Annotated in this window: 16 protein-coding genes, 17 tRNA genes and 1 rRNA gene; 24 read left to right on the top strand and 10 right to left on the bottom strand. The window is 47.7% G+C overall.

From position 1 onward, the window contains the following. Positions 1–206: 206 nt before the first annotated feature. The 20 genes from rrf to chrA all read left to right on the top strand — a co-directional run bounded on the left by rrf (position 207) and on the right by chrA (position 3,369). Positions 207–323, top strand: a 5S ribosomal RNA gene (rrf, locus tag VF724_RS16225). Positions 324–337: 14 nt separating this feature from the next. Then, positions 338–413: transfer RNA gene (locus tag VF724_RS16220), tRNA-Asn, on the top strand. A gap of 2 nt (positions 414–415) precedes the next feature. Beyond that, a tRNA-Ser gene (locus VF724_RS16215) sits at positions 416–507 on the top strand. 10 nt (positions 508–517) lie between these two features. Further along, a tRNA-Glu gene (locus VF724_RS16210) sits at positions 518–589 on the top strand. A gap of 13 nt (positions 590–602) precedes the next feature. Continuing rightward, positions 603–678 (top strand) — tRNA-Val (locus VF724_RS16205). A gap of 6 nt (positions 679–684) precedes the next feature. Further along, a tRNA-Met gene (locus VF724_RS16200) sits at positions 685–761 on the top strand. A 43-nt stretch (positions 762–804) separates the two neighbouring features. Continuing rightward, a tRNA-Asp gene (locus VF724_RS16195) sits at positions 805–881 on the top strand. 6 nt (positions 882–887) lie between these two features. Continuing rightward, positions 888–960: transfer RNA gene (locus VF724_RS16190), tRNA-Phe, on the top strand. 7 nt (positions 961–967) lie between these two features. Continuing rightward, positions 968–1,043, top strand: a tRNA-Thr gene (locus VF724_RS16185). Positions 1,044–1,061: 18 nt separating this feature from the next. Beyond that, a tRNA-Tyr gene (locus tag VF724_RS16180) sits at positions 1,062–1,147 on the top strand. Positions 1,148–1,156: 9 nt separating this feature from the next. Then, positions 1,157–1,230: transfer RNA gene (locus VF724_RS16175), tRNA-Trp, on the top strand. Between the two features lie 20 nt (positions 1,231–1,250). Continuing rightward, positions 1,251–1,326 (top strand) — tRNA-His (locus tag VF724_RS16170). 10 nt (positions 1,327–1,336) lie between these two features. Next, a tRNA-Gln gene (locus VF724_RS16165) sits at positions 1,337–1,412 on the top strand. Positions 1,413–1,420: 8 nt separating this feature from the next. Beyond that, positions 1,421–1,495: transfer RNA gene (locus VF724_RS16160), tRNA-Gly, on the top strand. A gap of 6 nt (positions 1,496–1,501) precedes the next feature. Next, positions 1,502–1,575 (top strand) — tRNA-Cys (locus tag VF724_RS16155). Between the two features lie 17 nt (positions 1,576–1,592). Further along, positions 1,593–1,681: transfer RNA gene (locus VF724_RS16150), tRNA-Leu, on the top strand. A 15-nt stretch (positions 1,682–1,696) separates the two neighbouring features. Then, a tRNA-Arg gene (locus VF724_RS16145) sits at positions 1,697–1,773 on the top strand. Between the two features lie 26 nt (positions 1,774–1,799). Beyond that, a tRNA-Leu gene (locus VF724_RS16140) sits at positions 1,800–1,887 on the top strand. Positions 1,888–2,242: 355 nt separating this feature from the next. After that, the gene (gene chrB / locus VF724_RS16135; protein ID WP_371755288.1) at positions 2,243–2,827 is read left to right on the top strand and encodes a chromate efflux transporter ChrB; all 585 of its coding nucleotides are present in this window, start codon (positions 2,243–2,245) and stop codon (positions 2,825–2,827) included. A gap of 2 nt (positions 2,828–2,829) precedes the next feature. Continuing rightward, positions 2,830–3,369, top strand: coding sequence for a chromate efflux transporter ChrA (chrA, locus tag VF724_RS16130; RefSeq protein ID WP_371755287.1), 540 nt, complete (start codon positions 2,830–2,832; stop codon positions 3,367–3,369). On the opposite strand, the gene VF724_RS16125 is transcribed toward chrA, so the two are convergent. Further along, the gene (locus VF724_RS16125) at positions 3,366–4,781 is read right to left on the bottom strand and encodes an MBOAT family O-acyltransferase (RefSeq protein ID WP_371755286.1); all 1,416 of its coding nucleotides are present in this window, start codon (positions 4,779–4,781) and stop codon (positions 3,366–3,368) included. The genes chrA and VF724_RS16125 overlap by 4 nt on opposite strands. A gap of 117 nt (positions 4,782–4,898) precedes the next feature. Between VF724_RS16125 and VF724_RS16120 the strand changes: the two genes are divergently transcribed. Next, positions 4,899–6,116, top strand: a complete 1,218-nt coding sequence (locus VF724_RS16120; RefSeq protein ID WP_371755285.1) for a cation:proton antiporter — start codon at positions 4,899–4,901, stop codon at positions 6,114–6,116. A gap of 84 nt (positions 6,117–6,200) precedes the next feature. Here the strand turns inward: VF724_RS16120 and tatA are convergent, their stop codons facing one another. From tatA to VF724_RS16105, 3 genes are all read right to left on the bottom strand, one after another. After that, positions 6,201–6,428, bottom strand: coding sequence for a twin-arginine translocase TatA/TatE family subunit (tatA, locus tag VF724_RS16115; protein ID WP_371755284.1), 228 nt, complete (start codon positions 6,426–6,428; stop codon positions 6,201–6,203). A gap of 470 nt (positions 6,429–6,898) precedes the next feature. Next, on the bottom strand, positions 6,899–7,849 hold the full coding sequence (gene corA / locus VF724_RS16110; RefSeq protein WP_371755283.1) for a magnesium/cobalt transporter CorA: 951 nt from the start codon (positions 7,847–7,849) through the stop codon (positions 6,899–6,901). 87 nt (positions 7,850–7,936) lie between these two features. Next, positions 7,937–8,449 carry an ADP-heptose synthase gene (locus tag VF724_RS16105; protein ID WP_371755282.1) on the bottom strand — a complete coding sequence of 171 codons (513 nt, stop codon included), beginning with the start codon at positions 8,447–8,449 and terminating at the stop codon, positions 7,937–7,939. A 191-nt stretch (positions 8,450–8,640) separates the two neighbouring features. Here VF724_RS16105 and VF724_RS16100 point away from each other — a divergent pair, with 191 nt between their 5' ends. Together VF724_RS16100 and VF724_RS16095 are read left to right on the top strand one after the other, a co-directional pair. Next, a complete protein-coding gene (locus tag VF724_RS16100) occupies positions 8,641–9,633 on the top strand; it encodes a hypothetical protein (protein WP_371755281.1) in 993 nt (330 codons plus the stop codon). A gap of 95 nt (positions 9,634–9,728) precedes the next feature. After that, on the top strand, positions 9,729–10,379 hold the full coding sequence (locus VF724_RS16095) for an HD domain-containing protein (RefSeq protein ID WP_371755280.1): 651 nt from the start codon (positions 9,729–9,731) through the stop codon (positions 10,377–10,379). A gap of 96 nt (positions 10,380–10,475) precedes the next feature. Here the strand turns inward: VF724_RS16095 and VF724_RS16090 are convergent, their stop codons facing one another. Genes VF724_RS16090 through VF724_RS16065 form a run of 6 tightly spaced genes read right to left on the bottom strand, consistent with a single transcriptional unit; the run spans position 10,476 to position 17,345 of the window. Then, positions 10,476–11,528, bottom strand: coding sequence for an alanine racemase (locus VF724_RS16090; protein ID WP_371755279.1), 1,053 nt, complete (start codon positions 11,526–11,528; stop codon positions 10,476–10,478). A gap of 22 nt (positions 11,529–11,550) precedes the next feature. Beyond that, positions 11,551–13,146 (bottom strand): N-acyl-D-amino-acid deacylase family protein, encoded by a 1,596-nt coding sequence (locus VF724_RS16085; protein WP_371755278.1) that lies wholly within the window; start codon positions 13,144–13,146, stop codon positions 11,551–11,553. 12 nt (positions 13,147–13,158) lie between these two features. After that, positions 13,159–14,151, bottom strand: coding sequence for an ornithine cyclodeaminase family protein (locus VF724_RS16080; RefSeq protein WP_371755277.1), 993 nt, complete (start codon positions 14,149–14,151; stop codon positions 13,159–13,161). Continuing rightward, the gene (locus tag VF724_RS16075) at positions 14,123–14,827 is read right to left on the bottom strand and encodes a helix-turn-helix transcriptional regulator (RefSeq protein ID WP_371755276.1); all 705 of its coding nucleotides are present in this window, start codon (positions 14,825–14,827) and stop codon (positions 14,123–14,125) included. The genes VF724_RS16080 and VF724_RS16075 overlap by 29 nt, the downstream gene beginning before the upstream one ends. A 33-nt stretch (positions 14,828–14,860) precedes the next feature. Beyond that, entirely contained in the window at positions 14,861–16,321 is a 1,461-nt protein-coding gene (locus VF724_RS16070) for an NAD-dependent succinate-semialdehyde dehydrogenase (RefSeq protein WP_371755275.1), read from the bottom strand. 16 nt (positions 16,322–16,337) lie between these two features. Next, positions 16,338–17,345 (bottom strand): aldo/keto reductase, encoded by a 1,008-nt coding sequence (locus tag VF724_RS16065; RefSeq protein ID WP_371755274.1) that lies wholly within the window; start codon positions 17,343–17,345, stop codon positions 16,338–16,340. Between the two features lie 363 nt (positions 17,346–17,708). Between VF724_RS16065 and VF724_RS16060 the strand changes: the two genes are divergently transcribed. Then, the gene (locus VF724_RS16060; RefSeq protein WP_371755273.1) at positions 17,709–19,052 is read left to right on the top strand and encodes an ABC transporter substrate-binding protein; all 1,344 of its coding nucleotides are present in this window, start codon (positions 17,709–17,711) and stop codon (positions 19,050–19,052) included. Position 19,053 lies beyond the last annotated feature (1 nt).

The raw sequence follows: 19,053 nt of genomic DNA, 5'->3' as shown, positions 1-19,053 counted from the left end.
GACGAATACTAATCGGTCGAGGGCTTATCCACAACTTTGCAGCATTGCTGCAGCAACATCCATGCGCACCAACGTTTGCTTCGCTTCTAGTTTTGAGGGAGCAAGTCCCTGCACTTCCTGAAATTTTGCATCGACAATGCATGATGAATGTGGCATAATATAATTTGCTGCTGAGGGAAGTAAAGTTAAATTATTTTCAGCACCGGTTTGGTGATATTGGCAGAGGGGAACCACGCGTACCCATCCCGAACACGAACGTTAAGCCCTCCAGCGCCGATGGTACTTGGACCGAAGGGTCCTGGGAGAGTAGGACGTTGCCAAGCGGGTCAATCGATATTCCCTGATAGCTCAGTCGGTAGAGCACTCGGCTGTTAACCGAGTTGTCACAGGTTCGAGTCCTGTTCGGGGAGCCACTGGAGAGATGTCCGAGTTGGTCGAAGGAGCACGATTGGAAATCGTGTAGGCGTCACAAGCGTCTCGAGGGTTCGAATCCCTCTCTCTCCGCCAGTTTTTATATGGCCCGTTGGTCAAGGGGTTAAGACACCTCCCTTTCACGGAGGTAACAGGGGTTCGAATCCCCTACGGGTCATTCCCACTAATTTGGACGCTTAGCTCAGCCGGGAGAGCATCTGCCTTACAAGCAGAGGGTCGGCGGTTCGATCCCGTCAGCGTCCACCATATTATCGCGGGGTGGAGCAGTCCGGTAGCTCGTCGGGCTCATAACCCGAAGGCCGCAGGTTCAAATCCTGCCCCCGCAACCAATTCTTATTACACGCATAACTTAATCTTAAGGTGTGCAACCACGGAGCTGTGGTGTAGTGGCCTAACATGCCTGCCTGTCACGCAGGAGACCGCGGGTTCGAATCCCGTCAGCTCCGCCATTATACGGCTCGGTAGCTCAGTCGGTAGAGCAGAGGACTGAAAATCCTCGTGTCGGCGGTTCGATTCCGTCCCGCGCCATCATCTTGCCGTTGTAGCTCAATTGGTAGAGCAACTGACTTGTAATCAGTAGGTTGGGGGTTCAAGTCCTCTCAACGGCACCATGATTTGTTTCATATCCCGGAGGGTTAGCGAAGCGGCCAAACGCGGCAGACTGTAAATCTGTTCTCTGACGAGTTCGGTGGTTCGAATCCACCACCCTCCACCACCTACCTATAGGGGCATAGTTTAAAGGTAGAACAGCGGTCTCCAAAACCGTTAGTGTGGGTTCAATTCCTGCTGCCCCTGCCAATTGCAAATTAATTTTTATGGCGGTCGTGGCGAAGTGGTTAACGCTCCGGATTGTGGCTCCGGCATTCGTGGGTTCGATTCCCATCGATCGCCCCATATACCCTTTTGGGGCATAGCCAAGCGGTAAGGCAACGGACTTTGACTCCGTCATTCCCTAGGTTCGAATCCTAGTGCCCCAGCCAATATATATGCGGACGTGGCTCAGTGGTAGAGCATCGCCTTGCCAAGGCGAGGGTCGCGAGTTCGAATCTCGTCGTCCGCTCCATGATATGGCGCCATAGCCAAGCGGTAAGGCACGGCTCTGCAAAAGCCCTATCCCCAGTTCGAATCTGGGTGGCGCCTCCACAAGAGATCATTCGAATGCCGGGGTGGCGGAACAGGCAGACGCACAGGACTTAAAATCCTGCGATAGGTGACTATCGTACCGGTTCAAGTCCGGTCCTCGGCACCAAAGCCATCACATGATGTGCCCTTAGCTCAGCTGGATAGAGCGTTTGACTACGAATCAAAAGGTCGGGAGTTCGAATCTCTCAGGGCACGCCATTTTGTAACAAATGTTTTTTATCCTTGCCGGTGTGGCGGAATTGGCAGACGCGCACGACTCAAAATCGTGTTGGGTAGCCCCCAGTATCGGTTCGACTCCGATCACCGGCACCATACATAACAAGCTCCTGGAATAGCTCGCTATCCCAGGTTTTTTATTTGCGTTATAGAATTTATAAAATCTCGGGTAGGGGCGGGTCTTCCACCACGGTTTTGCTTTTGCGCAATAGAAAAAATTTTTGGCGGAAATTTCTTGACTGTCTATCGGCAAGTCCCGAGTAAAAGTACTGTTTTAGTTAGAGACGCGTGATAGTATACGTGATAGTATAATAGAAAGGGATGAAAAAAAAGCCGTATTACGTTACGTTCTCAAAACCGAATGGCAATCGAGCTGATACAAGCAAGCTTAGAGGTCGTGCTTCGTCCAATATCTGAAACGCTTACACTGTTTAAGGGAGTGAACGTTAACTTGCAGGGAACCTACAAAGAAATCATGATTGCCATGATCCGTACGGGCATTATCGGCTACGGCGGTGGGCCTTCGATCATTCCTTTGATCCGGCATGAAGCGGTTATCAAGTACAAGTGGATCAATGACGATGAATTTAGTGAAATATTGGCTTTGGCCAACGCCCTTCCCGGCCCGATTGCTACAAAGATGGCCGCTTATCTCGGCTATCGGGTCAAAGGGGCGATGGGGGCGCTCGTGTCCGTCCTGTTTCATATTCTGCCGACGGTCATTGCAATGATATCATTAGTCAGCGTGCTTTATATATTTGGACAATCCAAATATATAAAGGGGATGGTTGGCGCCGTCCGGCCGGTCATAACCGTAATGCTTGGCATGATGGCTTATGAATTCGTACAAAAAACCTGGAAAGGGCTCGGGAAAGCCTTGGGGATGCTGTTCGGCGTTCTCGCCTTTCTGTTATTGGCCGTCATCCCGATCAATCCCGCCTTCGTCGTGATTCTATTTCTGTTATACGGGGCGTTTCATTTAAGATTGCTGGAAGGCTTGTCCAATAAAAAACGTTCCGCGGAAAAGGATGTATAGACATGATATTATGGAATATTTTTGTTGCCTTTTTGATCGCGAATCTTCTCGGATATGGCGGAGGACCGGCTTCCATTCCGTTAATGCAGCAGGAGATCGTAAATCATTATCATTGGTTGACCAATGCTCAATTCGCTGATCTTCTGGCCGTCGGAAATGCCCTTCCCGGCCCGATTGCGACGAAAATAGCCGCATATGTCGGTTATGCTCAAGCCGGTGTACCCGGGGCCATCGCGGCAGTGATCGCAACTGTGGCACCCTCCGCGATCGCGCTGATCATCTTCCTGAGAATTTTGAACCGATATCGGAAGTCTTCGGAAGTCCGTGGAATGACGATTCTGATTCAACCGGTGATTGCCGTATTGATGATTATGTTGACTTGGCAGATAGGGGTGGATTCGGTGCAATCCATCGGTGTTTGGCAATTTGCGGTGATTGCGGCCGTGTCGCTGCTGTTGATGACCAAGTGGAAATGGCATCCGGCCTGGATCATTGTGATTGCATTTGTATATGGGGGCCTTGTCTTGTCCAACACCGTTTAAAACTGAAAATAAATAAAATTGTAAGTTTCTCCTTTGGTGAAATAAATGATCGTTAACACGAGGATAAAGTAAAGCAGTCCTCTGACAGGGGCGGGCACACGATGCCACACCCACCCCGATCGGCTCTCGTCGGAGCGTATCCAATTTTCCGCGAGATGCAGGACGTATAACCCGCAGATGGCAAGAAACAATGGATGCCGCACAAGATCATTCACATTTACCTTCATCATCTCTTGGGTCATGCTCCAGCCTAAAGAAAAATTCGGAGCGCGGAAAAATACCCAAGTCCATACCGTAATGTGAAAGAAGACGGCAACAGCAAGGATGTGATAAAGCCTAGTGCCGCGCAACTGATTGATCCGTCTCCAGCGATTCAACCGTAGGCTCCATTTGTGCAGGACAAGCAGAATGCCGTGCAGTCCTCCCCACAAAACAAATGTCCAGTTTGCGCCATGCCATAACCCGGACAGCAGCATGGCCGCCAACAAATTGAATTGCGTGCGCGCGCGCCCTTTCCGATTGCCGCCGAGCCCAATGTAGATATAATCTCGAATCCAACGCGACAGCGTGATATGCCACCTTTTCCAAAATTCGGTCGGATTGCTGCTCAGGTAAGGGGTGATGAAGTTTTGCGCCAATTGAACCCCCATGATATAGCCGAGTCCCAAAGCCATATCGCTGTATGCCGAAAAATCAAAATAAATTTGAAACGTAAAAAGGTATGCCGCGATCCAGGACTCCGTGCCGGACAGAGCATGGGCCTTGTTAAAGAAAGAATCGGCAACGGGTGCAAGGTTATCCGCCAGAATGATTTTTTTGATCGTTCCGATGAAAAACAGGTACAACCCGTATTTGACCTCCATCCAGGAAACGCGCTTTTCGGAAAGCAACTCCAGCTGGGGAATCAATTCATTGCCTCTCATGATCGGGCCTGCAATAAGATGGGGAAACATCGAAACAAACGTCCAGAATGTTAAAAATGAACGGGTAGGGACTGTTTCTCCCCTTCTCACATCAATCAAATACGAAATCAATTCAAATGTATAAAAGGAAATTCCGATCGGCAGCACGATGCTGAATTGAGTATAATCGGCAAAACCAAACCGAATACCGGTGAGCCCCTGAAAGGAATTCAATAAAAACAAGGTATATTTAAAAAAAGCCAGATTCATGAGATTAAGCAAAATGCCCACCCAAAAAAGCCAGCGCCAATTCTCCTTCCTCATTCCGTGAACGATGCAGAAGGTAGCAATGGTTACAAGAACAAACAGCAGCAGGATCTTGAAGCCCGAAAAGCCGTAAAAAACAGCATTGGCCAAGGCCAGAACGGCGATTCTTGAACGTTTGTACATAAAATACGGAATCAGCACCGCGATAAAAAAAATCAAAAAATTTGGCGAATGGAATAACACGACTGCACCTCGTTCAAAACGTTCACAGCTTGGAATAAGAAAAAAAAGGCAAGAAGTTATAACCCGAGCCTTGTCCACATATCCATTATTAAAAATGGAGTGAGGGACATAAGCAAAATGGATGCTTTGCAGCGATTATTCTCGGAAATGAACTTTCAGTCCGTTCATGTTGTGATTTCAATTTTGTTGCTTGTAGTATTTTCCAAAATCTCGGGTTATATATCCCGCAAGCTGCAGCAGCCTGCCGTAGTGGGTGAGATTATCGGTGGCATCGCGATCGGCCCCTCCGTGCTGGGTTGGGTAGAACCCGGGTCGTTGCTGAACCGGATAGGCGAAATTGGCGCCATCCTGTTGATGTTTATTGCAGGGATAGAGACCAATACCGCCATGTTAAAGCGCGTTTTGAACAACGCTTTGTTTGTTGCCGCAATTGGAGTTGCGGTACCGTTTGCCGCAGGTTATTACCTGGGCCGGTATCTGGGATACCCCACATCGGCCAGCATGCTTCTGGGTACGATCCTGGTGTCCACCAGCGTCAGCATCACGGTCCAAGTGTTGAAGGATATGGGTAAGCTGCATACCATTGTAGGAACGACAATCTTAGCTGCGGCTGTCATCGACGACATTTTTGGTTTTCTCATTCTAACTGTCGTTCTCGTCCTTATAGCGCCTGGATCGGAATCGATCAACGGCTTGTTCGCAGCTAAGCTGTCTGTTAAGCTTTTCGCGTTCGCGGCCCTGACGTTAGCCGGCAAAATGATTTTCCTTCGTCTGATCGATTTTCTGAAACGGCGGAGAGCTCATCTGCTTGTCGTTTTGAGTTTGCTTGGCATCGCTTTCTGCTTTGCCTTTCTTGCCGAAGCGGCCGGTTTGACAGGCGTGGTTGGAGCATATTTGATCGGAATGCTGATGAGCTCATCCCTGAGGGCTTCATCCCGAGCCGACATTAACTATATCGGTTACTTGGAAGCAATCGGTTACTCTGTATTCATTCCCGTCTTTTTCGTCGGCTTCGGCCTTCGTTTGATTGTATCCCAATTGGGATTCGAGCTAATCGGACTTATTGTGACAATCACGACCCTTGCAATATTCAGCAAGATCATCGGATGCGGGATAGGCGCCAAAATCTCGGGAATGAATTTGCTGTCTTCTTTCCAAGTCGGGGTCGGCATGGTCCCGCGCGGAGAAGTAGGGCTGATCGTATCGATGATCGCTTTTCAACGGGGAATTATCAATCAAAACCTGCTTTCCGTCACCGTATGGGTTGTCCTGATTACAACTTTATTGACGCCGTTTATGCTGAAAGGAGCTTTTCCTCCTGGTGAAGAATCGTAAATGAAGCCACGAGAATAATCATATACGTATTGCAATGAAAAAGCCAGCAGATCTCAGCTACTGGCTTTTTGTATTAAATTTCGTTTAATTTTTGGAGATTCCCGTAGTTTCTTCTTTTCTTAGTTCTTCTGTTTTTTGAATTGGCTTGCTTTGAAATTCTTCATCATTCATGATTTCTTTGGCGCCTTCCTTAAAACCTTTTAACGTTCTGCCGAGCGCATTTCCGAGTTCAGGCAACTTTTTTGGACCGAATATCAACAACACAAAGAAGAAGATTAATAACAAATGGCTCGGGGCCAATAAATTTCCCATAACGTCATCTCTCCCATGAATGAATTTAGTTGAACATGGTTGGCTTTGTTAAACGGAATTCAGGAAAGAAGATGACAAAAAACGAGGTGAATTTGATCGGTCTGAGCATCGACAGCTTCAAAAATATGAAAACGAATGAAGACAGCAACGTCCAAATATAGAAATCCATAATGAATTTAACATATTCATGAAAAGGAAAAAGCAATAATGAAGCAGGAGTATGTACGAGTCCATGATTTTCGTTTTGAACGTCACCAATGATGGAAAGTTCAACATTCGAAGCGGATATTTGGGCGCCTTTGTTTGAAGGCAAGAAGTGTATATTTTCAAAAGGGAAAACAGACATGAATAAAATGACAAGCACGATCAATATGAATCGTAACCTTTTCATTCGTCACATTCCCCGCTTTCAGTACTCCATAATCAAATCTTAACATGGCATTTTCTTATAGTCAAAATCAAAAGTTTGATTAACGGAACCATCCTTTCCGCCGAAAAAACCAGAACATCCCGAATCCTATGCCCAACATCACGCCGAGGACGGTAAAATAACCCCATTTCCATTTCAACTCGGGCATGCACTCAAAATTCATGCCGTAAATCCCGACGATAAACGTCAGCGGCATAAAAATGGTAGTAATCACAGTGAGCGTCTTCATGATGGTATTCATCCGGTTGGCGTTGACGGAAATATAGCTGTCCCGCAGATCTGAGGTCATTTCCCGGATCGAGTCGATGAGCTCGGAAAGCTTCAGTAGGTGATTGTATACGTCCATGAAATAGACGGACTGATCTCTGATTCCGTCGATGCGCTCAGAATTGACGATTCTGTAGAAGAGATCCCTTGCGGGCAAAATCGTTTTGCGCAGTTTGACCAGTTTGGCACGGATGTTGAAAATATCGTCCATCAGCTTTTGGATGGAAGCGTTGCGGACATTGTTTTCGATCTCGGATAACTGCTCTTCGAGCTGCAGGACGGCGGGAAAATATTGATCGACCAATTTGTCCATCACTTTGTAGGCTGCATACAGAGGACCTTTACCACGAAAACTCGGCTGTGTGTTTATCCGATCCCAGATCTCATCGATTTCTTTGGAGGGATGCGCATGAAACGTGACGAGAAAGCTGCTGCCCAAGAACAAATCGACTTCTTCCACCGACAGCGTGTCAGGATCAATTGCATGCATCACCAGAAAATGCGTATCTCCGTAATGATCCAATTTGGGTCGCTGCAATAGGTGCAGGCAATCCTCGATCGCCAGCGGATGAAAATGAAAATAATCCGCTAACAGCTTCGCTTCTTCCTCTGTGGGTTCGTTAAAATCAACCCAGTACCACTTGATATTTTCATTGGCGAGCGCGTTTAACGGGATATCTGTCAAGAGCTCAAAGGCGCGGGTAATTGCTAAAATGCGCTGCAAGCAAGCCATTCCTCCTTGAGAAGATAATGAGGCTGAATCAAGCAAATTGAGGAGAGCGGGGCGAAAGGATATTGAAAGTCCGAAAATTCAAATCCCGAAGGGGATATCCGCCTCCAAGGCATATTCGAAGTCGTCAATGTCCACGACCTGAACCGGGGCACCCGATTGCACGAGTCTGTCGACAAACTCGATTTGATCGGTCAGGATTGGGGCCTGCTCGCGGATTGAAGTCAGCATCAACTCAGTCTCGATCGGATCGAAGGAATCGCCGTATTGCGCGTTATCCAATGCGTTCACAATCGTAAACGAGACCTGGTCATTGACGAGAATCGCCGGGCTTTTACGCCAAGGAAGGGATAAGGCCCGTTCGATTTTCTTTTTGTTCAGCGGTTCCTCCAGGAAACGGATCAGCTCATCGATTTTGGATTTGACGATTGCGTCATCCTCTTCTTCAGGCATTACGGAAACTCGTCCTGACTGAAATTCATACAGCTCCATCACGGTGGAGTAGGGAATGATATATTCCACGGGCTGGCCGGGGACGAGCAATTGTCCGTATACGGCGGCCATAACCGCTTCGATTACAAAACGCCGCTGCATGTTCATGATTCCTCCATTGCCATCTTGGAATAGCGGTGCCGGGATACGGCACGGAATGTCTATCTTTGCGATACATCATATCATAACGGGATCAGGCGCAACAATCAAGCGACTAAACCAAATTCGCCCAAGCTTTTCCTGCAATGGTATAATAGTCTCATCTAATATCGGCATGATAAGGAGGGTACCGAATGAGTCAGCCTTTTGAACAAAATGTCATCGCCCTGATCTGGGATTTTGACAAAACGTTGATGGACGGCTATATGCAGGCGCCGATTTTCCGGAAGTTCGGTATCAATTCCGCGGATTTTTGGAACGAAGTCAATTCCCTTGCACAGGCGTACCGGAAACAAAACCCGGAAATCCGGATAAACAGCGATTCGATTTATTTGAATCATTTTTTGACCTGTGTCGGGCAGGGAATTTTCCCCGGCTTGAACAACCGGATGCTGTTTGAGCTCGGGAAGGAATTGGGCTTTTACCCCGGACTTCCCGATTTTTTTGTGACTCTTAAGGATAGCGTGGAAAAGGATGAAATGTTCAAAAAGTACAATATCACCGTGGAGCATTACATCATCAGCACAGGGTTTGCCCAGATGATCCGCGGCTCCGACATTGCTCCGTTTGTGGACGGAATATGGGGATGCGAGTTCATCGAACGGCCGATACGTTCCCGGTTGAAGCCCGAAGGGGAAGCGGCCGCGGGGGCGGTAACCGTCCAAGAGGATGAAAATCGGGAAAACGAGATTTCGCAGATCGGCTATGTCATCGACAATACGTCGAAAACCCGGGCGATCTTCGAGATCAACAAGGGCTCCAACAAGAACGAAAACATTGACGTTAACGCAACCATGGCGCGTAATGCCAGAAGAGTGCCTTTCGAGCACATGATTTATATTGCCGACGGACCCAGCGACGTTCCCGTTTTTTCGGTCATTAAACAAAACGGGGGGCGGTCGTTCGCGGTGTATCCGAAGGGCAAGCCGAAGGAATTTCAGCAGGTGGACAAGCTTCGGAAAGACGACCGGATCGATATGTACGGGGAAGCGGACTACACCTCCAACACTCTGACGCATATGTGGCTGATTGAACAAACGCGGCAGATTGCCGGAAAAATCTACAGGCACAAGGAAGAGGTCATTCTGAGCAGCGTTTCCGGACCTCCAAGCCACATCAATGATTGAGCGGCAAACGATGGCGAATCGCAGGGGCTTGTGGACCCGAACCCCTGCGGGAACCCGATTCGGAACGGCAACCATAACGAATGGGGGAAAACCCGATGAATACTGAGGAAATCATCCGCTTGGCGGAAGGCTTCGTCCGCGAGCGATTGGGGGCGGATACCAGCGGCCATGACTGGTTTCATATCGAGCGGGTGCGCCGCATGGCTGTCCGCCTGGCCCGGCACTATCAAGCCGACGCTTTTCTTTGCGAGTTGGCCGCCCTGCTGCACGATCTGGCAGATGGCAAATTGCAGGCAAGCGAAAGTGAAGCGTTGGCCGGGATTGCAGAGTGGCTGAGCTGTCAGGGAGTCGACCAAGCGGCAGCCGCCCATGCGCTCCGCATCATCGGCACGATGTCCTTCAAAGGCGGCCAAGGCTCGCCGATGCCGTCGCTGGAAGGGCAAATCGTCCAGGATGCGGACCGACTGGATGCGCTGGGCGCGATCGGCATTGCCCGGACGTTCATGTATTCGGGCTGGAAGGGGCAGATGATGCACGATCCCGAGCTGCCGCCAAGGGACAAGATGACCCTTGACGAATACCTCAACGGGCGGGGAACGGCCATCAATCATTTCCATGAAAAGCTGTTCAAGCTGAAGGATTTGATGAATACGGACGCAGCCCGGCAAATCGCCGAAGAGCGGCATCGCTTTATGGAGCTGTTTTTGCAGCAGTTTATGAAGGAATGGTCGGGGGGTGACGTATAGCACTGCTTTTACTGCAGAATTCACTAAGGACTTCTGCAGGGTGCCACAGTTGCTGTGCCGCTCAAAGATGCTCCGTTTTCATAGCTGTTCGGGAAATTATCTTACTTTTCCGCGAGCGGCCACGGTCCACCTTCCAACGATCTCATCATTCCCAAGCCGAAGCACCTCATCATGCAAATTCATCGTTCCACATGCATGATTTGGAATTACGGTCAGGACGTCGCCCAACTTCGGTTTTTGACTGCATCGGCTTACATCAACATGTCCATGCTCTTCAGAGAACTGAAAGATTTCGGCTTCGGGAAATTCCATGATATAACCGTAACCGGTCATCCCTTTGCGAATATCGCTTGTCAATGTTTTGGAGCCGGCATCAACAATGACAATGTCATTCGTCACGCTGACAACAGTGGTCAGAACCCTCAATGCGCATTGATCGAATGAGGCCCAACCATTGAGGACACAGGTTCTATCGTTAAATACATAGGTACCGGTCCGCAGCTCTGTCACCAAAGGAATGGGTTCGTTTGACAATGTAGGGAACCCGGAACCGCCAGCACTAATCGTCTGAATCGGAATACCCGCATCTGCAAAAAGCCTGGCGGCCGACGCGAACCAATCTCTGGCCCCAGATGGAAATGGAAAAGTAGCCAATCCCAAAAAGTGCAATTGCGGCAGCGCCATCAATTGTTTGGCCAATTCAAGCGCTTCTTCCGGGCCATTCACACCCGTGCGGTCATATCCCGTATTGCAATCGATCAAAATACCGGCTTCTCCGCGGGAGTTCACCAGAGCTTTGGAAATTTCCCGGGCAACATCAAGAGAATCGATGGCAAGAGCAATCTTGGCTTTTTGGCAAAGCCCGGATAATCTCTCCAGTTTTTTACTGCCGATAATGTTGTAATAGATGAGAATATCCTTAATTCCATGATCGATCATAACCTCGGCTTCACCCAATTTTTGACACGTGATGCCTGCTGCTCCCTGGTCCATTTGCAAATGGGCGATTTCGGGAATTTTGTGGGATTTAATATGAGGTCGAAGTCGATACCCATTTTTTTCGCAAAAATCCTGCATTCTTTTTACATTTTCTCTCATGATGTCTTCATGAATTACCACTGCCGGTGTATCAATCTCTTCGTACCTCATGAAAATACCCTCCTTTGAGATATTAACTTGATTGGCGAATCAAAGCACACCCATTGCGGACTCCTGTAATGCTTCCGTCCTGCAGAGCCAGCTTTCCTCCTACCACCACATGCTTTATTCCCGAAGAAAAAACCTTGGGATGCTCGAAAGTCGCCAGATCTTTAATCTCTTGAGGATCGAAGACCACAATATCGGCTCTAAACCCTGATCTTAAAAATCCAACCTTCCCCAAATGGAATATCTCCGATGTCAAGCCTGTCATCTTGTGGATGGCCTCGGTAAGCGAGAGGGCATTTAATTCTGCAGCATACCGATGCAAGACACGTGGAAAAGTACCATACAGTCTGGGATGAGGCGTATCCCCGCTGAATAAGCCATCAGAACCCACTACGGTTCTAGGGTGACGAAGAACCTCCTGCAAATCGGCTTCTGTGGAGTTTTTAAGAAGGACGTTGATTTCGCCGTTTTCTTCAATGAGCAAATTAAACATGCATTCCAGCACGGCTTCATCCCTCAATTGCGCAACTTCTTTTAGGCTCAGTCCTTGAAATTTTTTGTTCGCTTCCGTCTGGAATGAATTCACAATAACATTGTGAAACCCTATGACCTCAAGGCGATTTTCCCAGCCTTCGATTCCGAGCTCGATATCATTAGCTGCTCTTTTTCGGATTTGCGGATCGGACAGCCGCTCGATCATCCGGTCGATGCCGCCTTCAAGCAGCCAGGCAGGCAGCAGCGCAGCCATGGTCGTGCTTCCTGAAAGATAGGGGTACATATCCGAGCTGGTAAAAATACCTTTCTCCATGGTTTCGTCGAGCAGAGAGAGAGTCTGATGAACCAAACCTTGATTTCGTTCACCGACCGTCTTATGATGAGAGATATGTATGGCAACCCCCGACTGCATTCCGACACGGATGGTTTCTTCAACAGAATCGACCAGCCCGTCTGCCTGATTGCGTAAATGTGTCGCATAAATTCCGCCATGGGAAACCACGACACGCGCCAAAGCAATCAATTCATCCTCGTCGGAATAAGTTCCGGGAACGTAAACCAGCCCGGTAGACAATCCCAATGCTCCTTGCTGCATGGATTCATCGAGCAAAGCAGCCATACGCTCAAGTTCTTGTTCCGTCGGCTTCCGATTGTCAAATCCCATTACGACCGCCCGCAGGGTTCCATGACCGATCAGAGATGCAAAATTTACGGCAGGCTTTGCTGCCGCTACAGTGGACAGATAATCCGAATAGGATTCCCAGGACCACTCCCGATTAGGGTATCCAAGCACAGGGCCGGAATAGGAACGAAACGACTGAACCGCGGGGACTTTGGCTATCGGAGCTACAGAAAACCCGCAGTTTCCCAAAATTTCCGTAGTCACACCTTGTGTAATCTTTTCCGAGCATTCGGGTCTTTCCAGTAACGACAAATCCGAATGAGTATGAGCATCTATGAAACCTGGACATACGATCATACCCGTTCCGTCGATTTCAATGATCCCTTGCTCCTCAATACGGCCTATTCCCACAATCGACTCATCTTGAACCGCTATATCTCCAATGAAGCCGTCTTTACCAGACCCGTCGATAATCGTTCCGTTTCTTATCACCAAGTCAAACATACGGACATCCCCTTAAATCGATATTTCAATTCCAATATTCTGCTCAAGTGCCGTATGATAAATATATTCTGCAACCGCAAGATCCTCCAGATATACGCCGGTAGCATCAAATAATGTAATTTGGTCGTCTTGGACACGGCCTTTTTCCGGATTTACGATCACGTCCGACAACTCTGCTACGTCCTCTCGTGTTACGAATCCTTGCGCGATCGCATGCTGCAGGTCTCCCAATACGGAGCACTGCTCATAGGAGTCAGCTATCGTTACCGCCCTTTTGAACAATGAGGGTTCGATTTCCTGCTTACCCTTGGTATCCGCTCCGATGGCATTGATATGAGCGCCCTTGGAAACCCATGAATCCGGCAAAACATATTCAAACGATGGAGTAGTCGTAACAATGATGTCGGCATTTTGGACGGGCTCGCGCATGTCGCTGTGCTGAGAAACAAAATTAAATTTGACCTGATTAAGGTCATTCGTTCGCTGTTCAAAATCGAGCAGGGATTCCTTGGCCGGACTATATACGGTTATTTCTTCAATTGCAAATAAGGAGATCAATGCGCGCATCTGCATTTCCGACTGAATTCCGCTGCCGAACACAGCTACTTTAGAGGAGTCTTTACGGGCCAAATATTTCGCAGCCAGCGCCCCGGCTGCTCCCGTTCTCAATCCGGTAATATAATTGGCTCCAAGCAATGCTTTCGATTGTCCAGTTTCGGAATCAAACAAAAGAATCGTTGACTGATGAGCCGATACGTTGGCTGTTTTGGGGTTATCGGGCCAGTAGCCTCCCGCTTTTAATCCAATGAGGCTGGATTCCGATTTTTTTGTGCCCGACTTTATTCCGAAAATTCCGTTATTCCAAAGCTTTTCGCGAATGACGGGAAAGGTAAGGTATTTCCCTTGGGCATTCAGCCGAAAGGCTTCTTCAAGAACCTCAATGGCTTTTGTCATACCTAATATCGCTTTGCACTCATCATTTGATATCGCCAATACTGATACCATGTTGGTTCCCTCCCGCAGCATCATTAGTCCTTCTGTTCTTAATCTCTTCCAAATAACCGTAGATTGTAACCTTGGATACATTCAGGCTTTGGGCAACTTCGTCCATCGCTCCCTTGATCAGAAACAAACCCTTGTCATAAAGAAACGACACGATATTGATTTTATCTTCTTTATCCATTTCAGATATGGGTACCGGGCTTTCTTCCACCGCATACTTGATAAGATCGGAAACAATATCCCAGACGTTGTTGACTTCGGATTCTTCCTTAGGGATTTCTTCATCCTCCAGCCGGGTAAATTCAGATAAGAAATCGTTCGTTTTTTGCAAGTCATCAATATCGAAATTGATGCAAAACGCTCCAGCAATCACGCCTTTTTCATCCCGGATCAATGCCGTGGTTGATTTTATCGTTCGACCGTCAAGCGTAGTTGTCTTATAGTTGCTTACATAATCGTTTTTGAATCGATCCGATCGAAGAACCTGATAAATAAGATGACGAAATGATTCTCCCACCTTGCGCCCGGTTACATCGCCGTTCTTCGTATAGATTACGGATGATTGCGGTCGGGTCAGATCATGAAGCACCACTTCGCAGCGGGAACCGAACATCTCTGCAACTGCTTCAGCTACTGGAAAAAATTTTTTGATAAAATCACTGGCATTTTCTTTGCCCACTTGTTTCTCCTCCCCAAGAAAGTGATGTGATAATTAATTTCCCTGACTGGTCATTGTGTGGGTCACGTATTTGACTTCCAAATATTCGTCCATTCCCCAATGGCCGCCTTCACGCCCCAGACCGCTTTCTTTAAATCCTCCTGCGGGAGCCTGAATGGCCGTTATAAGACTATCGTTGATTCCCACCATGCCGTATTCAAGAGCCTCGGAGACGCGGATGGAGCGGTCGGCATCCTTCGTAAAAAAGTATGCGTACAGTCCGTATTGTGTGTCGTTGGCCTGATTGAGCACTTCTTCCTCACTGGTAAAGGTTGTAACAGGCACAACCGGCCCGAAGGTTTCCTCCCTCATGATATCCATTTCTTTATGAACATTCACGAGTATCGTCGGCTGATAGAAGAATCCGGGTGAACCCTCCAGGGCGCATCCCCCGACTAATGCCGTGGCTCCTTTACTCAGCGCATCATCTACATGCTGCTTTACCTTGATTAAACCTTGTTCGTCAACCAAAGGTCCAACCTCTGTTGAATCCTCCAGTCCATTTCCCACTTGGAGTTTCTGAACCAAAGCCGTGAGCTTTTCTATAAATGCATCATAAACAAGCTCATGCACATAGACACGATTAGCACAACCGCACATTTGTCCTGTATTTCGAAATTTATTGCGGACAACCGCCTTTGCGGCGAGATCAAGATCGGCATCCTCAAAAACAATAAAAGGGGCATGCCCGCCCAATTCCAACGCCAGCCGCTTGACATGCTTGCTGGCTCCTTGCATAAGCAGCTTTCCAACCGCAGTAGAGCCCGTGAATCCGATGACCTTGGCAATCGGATTATCCAGAAGCTCCTTGCCAATTTGAACGGGATCTCCTGTGACCAAGTTGGCCACGCCAGGCGGCAGCCCCGCTTGCTCAAGCAGCCTCCATAACAGAATGCCCGTGATCGGTGTCTGTTCAGCGGGCTTTGCCACAATCGTACAGCCTGCAGCCAAAGCGGTTGCAACCTTTCTGCCCAATATGTTCAGCGGAAAATTCCAGGGTGTGATGAGCGCTGCAACTCCGACGGCCTGACGAATGACAACAATCCGTTTTGCGGCATCATCCGAGGGGATAACCTCTCCATAGACACGTCTCGCTTCCGCAGCATACCATGCGAAATTTTCTGCCGCGCTGATGACTTCACCCTTGGCCTCGCTCAAGGGCTTACCCGATTCCAAGGTGATCATTACCGCCAGCTCTTGAAGATTCTCCAGCAAAAGATCCTTAACCTTCTCAAGGTATTCGCCTCTCTTTCGGGCAGGCAGACGGGACCATGATTTAAATGCATTTTGCGCTGCATTCAGCGCTTTTGTCGTATCGGTATCAGAACCCATCGGAACAGTGCCGACCACCTCAGTGGTAGCCGGATTTTTCACCTCAAATACTTCCTTGCTGTCCGCATCCGTCCAAATACCGTTAATGAACATTTGATAGGGTGCTTTGGCAGTGAATGACATAACGCGCACCTCCTTGTTAATTGATTGGTTGAGGAACCCTTACCCGATCCAACAGCTCCGGCAATTCATCCCAAATGGACTGGGGAATTTCAGCAGTCACGGCATCCCAGCATCCCTGCACCTCTTTTGGTGTTGCTGCGCCGATGAGCGTCGCTGCAAATCGAGGCTGGCGGAGGCTGAACTGCAAAGCTAAGGAGAGGATGCTTATTCCGTGATTTTGGCACCAGTCGTAAATTTCCAATGCCGAACCCAACTCATTCTTTGGCGGGGTCCATTTCGGTGTTCCGATTTCATTTGGATGCCGGCCCGAAAGCAATCCCATTGCCAGCGCAGCTCCATTTACGACACCAATACCGCGAGGCTCAGCGTAATCGCATACCCCTTCGAGCACAGACTGCCTCAATAAGGTGTAATCGTTTACCGTTAATGCCATGTCAAGATGTCCCGTATCGATTGCTTTTCGAATTAAATCATGGCTTTGCACACCGATACCGATCGATTTGATAACGCCTTGATTTTTTAAATCTACCAATGCCTCCATCGCCCCATTGGGCCCTAACGCCTGTTCAATGTGGCGAGGCTCGGGTTCATGGATAAGGCATATGTCCAAATAATCGATTCCCAGTACTTTAAGACTATTCTCAACCGTCCAATAAGCGGCATCTGAAGAATAATCAATTCCGCGCGCAGGATGAGTTCCCACTTTGCTGGAAATATAGTACCGATCACGCGGTACGCCCCGAAGCGCCAAGCCCATTCTGCGTTCTGCATCACCGTATTTTGGGGAGGTGTCCAACCAATTCATGCCCAGTTCCAAGCCTTTTTCAACAGCGGCTACGCCTTCAGCATCACCTACAGGTCCGAAAATACCTCCTAATCCTGCACCTCCCAGGCTCATAACGGTAACTTCCATATGCGTATTCCCCAAACGACGCTTCAAAAGTGGATGTGGAGTTTTTTCCATTTCGCTCACTTCCTTATCTATTTTTTGGAAAATTCTCAGTTGACTGATTGTATAGTACAAATATAGTTTACTATATAATACGTAAAAAAATAAACTGTATTTAATAAAATATTATGTTTTATCCAAATAAATCGAATAATTTTTTATATAAATTTCGAGAACCGATTGTATTTTTTTATGATTTTTGTGCTGATAAATAAGTAAGCTTCAAATATAAAGCGGATTTTGGGGTTTTTATTGCTGATAAATAATTATGCTAGAAAAATACAAAAATTAATTTTTAAATAATTTATTTTATTTTTCTAGCAGGAATTGATAAAAAATTATAGAATATTTTATAACTTAACATTATCAATATTCAGAATTTATATTTTCTTCTGGATTGGTGATGTACAGCTAACGAATTTTAAGGGGGTTTGAGCCATGAGACAAATGTTAAGGAAATCAAGGAAAATTGCTGTAATGATGTTCGCTCTGGTAATGGTCATGCAAGGTTTGATCGGCTGCAGCTCGCAAAGCCAAAGCAATGGAAATGCGGAGCCCAAACAAACCGCACAAGCAAGCGGAGGTGCGAGTCCAAGTGCAAGCGATAAACAAGAACCTGTAAAATTAAGCTTTTTGTTTCCGCAGTACGATGAAAAAACGCAAGAATTGATGAAGAAAGTGGTTGACGATTTTAACAAGGATAATGACGGCAAGATAACCGTATCGCTGGAAATCGCACCCTGGGACAAAATGCATGACAAGCTCATCACTGCGATGAGCGCCAATCAAACACCCGACGTTTTTGGGTACGCAACCCGTTGGTTGGCACAGTTCACTTCCCTCAAACAAATCGAGGATCTGAATTCCTACATGACTCCGGATTTTAAGCAGAAGTTTATCCCGGCTTTATTGAATGGCGCAAAAATGCCCGGAAACGATGCAACATACGGGATCCCCGTGGCTGCATCGGCCAGAATGCTTTTCTACCGAAAGGACCTTTTTGATAAAGCAAATGTTCAACCGCCCAAAACCTGGGATGATCTAATGAATGCAGCCAAAAAGGTGAGCAACCCGCCCAATGTGTATGGTCTGGGGCTTTATAGCAAGGGTATTGAAGTTGACACGTATTTTGATTATTTCTTATGGAATAATGGCGGGGACATTTTGGACGCCAATGGAAAAGCCGCTTTAAACAGTCCGCAAGGGGTAGAAGCGCTGCAGTTTATGGTTGACATGGCCAATAAAGAAAAAGTGACCCAGCCTAACCCTAACGGCTTCGGGCGCGACCAGATCATTCAAATGTTCATTTCCGGACAATTGGGAATGTATCCTACAGGCCCATGGTTGGCTGATGAGATCAAGCGTCAAAATCCGAATCTGCAATACGGGATTGCATACTTCCCGTCGCGTACCGGAGGACAGCCTGCAGTCCTTGGTGTAACCGATTCTCTCGGAATGTCGGCTAGTACCACACATAAGGCCGAGGCTTGGAAATTTATTGAATATATGTACCAGCAGAAGTATCGGTTGGAATTTGATAAAGTAGAAGGCATGCTTCCGGAACAAGTGGAAGTCAGCAAAGACGCATTCTTCCAGTCGGAAGACAAAAAACCGTTTATTGATGCACTTCAATACGCCAAATTCTATCCTCCGGTAGATACTTTCCCGACCATCGAAGAAATTCAGACGGTTGCAGTACAAAAAGCCATGTCGGGCGAGATGTCCCCGAAAGATGCGCTGGATGAGGCAGCCAAAAAGATCGATGCTTTAGGGAAGAAATAAA

It is taken from the genome of Ferviditalea candida (assembly GCF_035282765.1).
GTDB lineage: Bacteria > Bacillota > Bacilli > Paenibacillales > KCTC-25726 > Ferviditalea > Ferviditalea candida.
The sequence above is the reverse complement of the archived record's forward strand: the minus strand, read 5'-3'. Positions and strand labels throughout refer to the sequence as shown.

What these genes read in the sequence shown, in the direction of transcription:
- VF724_RS16085 (WP_371755278.1), bottom strand. Translation starts at nt 13,146, where the DNA reads ATGTTTGACTTGGTGATAAGAAACGGAACGATTATCGACGGGTCTGGT.
- VF724_RS16095 (WP_371755280.1), top strand. Translation starts at nt 9,729, where the DNA reads ATGAATACTGAGGAAATCATCCGCTTGGCGGAAGGCTTCGTCCGCGAG.
- VF724_RS16060 (WP_371755273.1), top strand. Translation starts at nt 17,709, where the DNA reads ATGAGACAAATGTTAAGGAAATCAAGGAAAATTGCTGTAATGATGTTC.
- VF724_RS16120 (WP_371755285.1), top strand. Translation starts at nt 4,899, where the DNA reads ATGGATGCTTTGCAGCGATTATTCTCGGAAATGAACTTTCAGTCCGTT.
- VF724_RS16100 (WP_371755281.1), top strand. Translation starts at nt 8,641, where the DNA reads ATGAGTCAGCCTTTTGAACAAAATGTCATCGCCCTGATCTGGGATTTT.
- VF724_RS16105 (WP_371755282.1), bottom strand. Translation starts at nt 8,449, where the DNA reads ATGCAGCGGCGTTTTGTAATCGAAGCGGTTATGGCCGCCGTATACGGA.
- VF724_RS16090 (WP_371755279.1), bottom strand. Translation starts at nt 11,528, where the DNA reads ATGAGGTACGAAGAGATTGATACACCGGCAGTGGTAATTCATGAAGAC.
- tatA (WP_371755284.1), bottom strand. Translation starts at nt 6,428, where the DNA reads ATGGGAAATTTATTGGCCCCGAGCCATTTGTTATTAATCTTCTTCTTT.
- chrA (WP_371755287.1), top strand. Translation starts at nt 2,830, where the DNA reads ATGATATTATGGAATATTTTTGTTGCCTTTTTGATCGCGAATCTTCTC.
- VF724_RS16080 (WP_371755277.1), bottom strand. Translation starts at nt 14,151, where the DNA reads ATGGTATCAGTATTGGCGATATCAAATGATGAGTGCAAAGCGATATTA.
- VF724_RS16070 (WP_371755275.1), bottom strand. Translation starts at nt 16,321, where the DNA reads ATGTCATTCACTGCCAAAGCACCCTATCAAATGTTCATTAACGGTATT.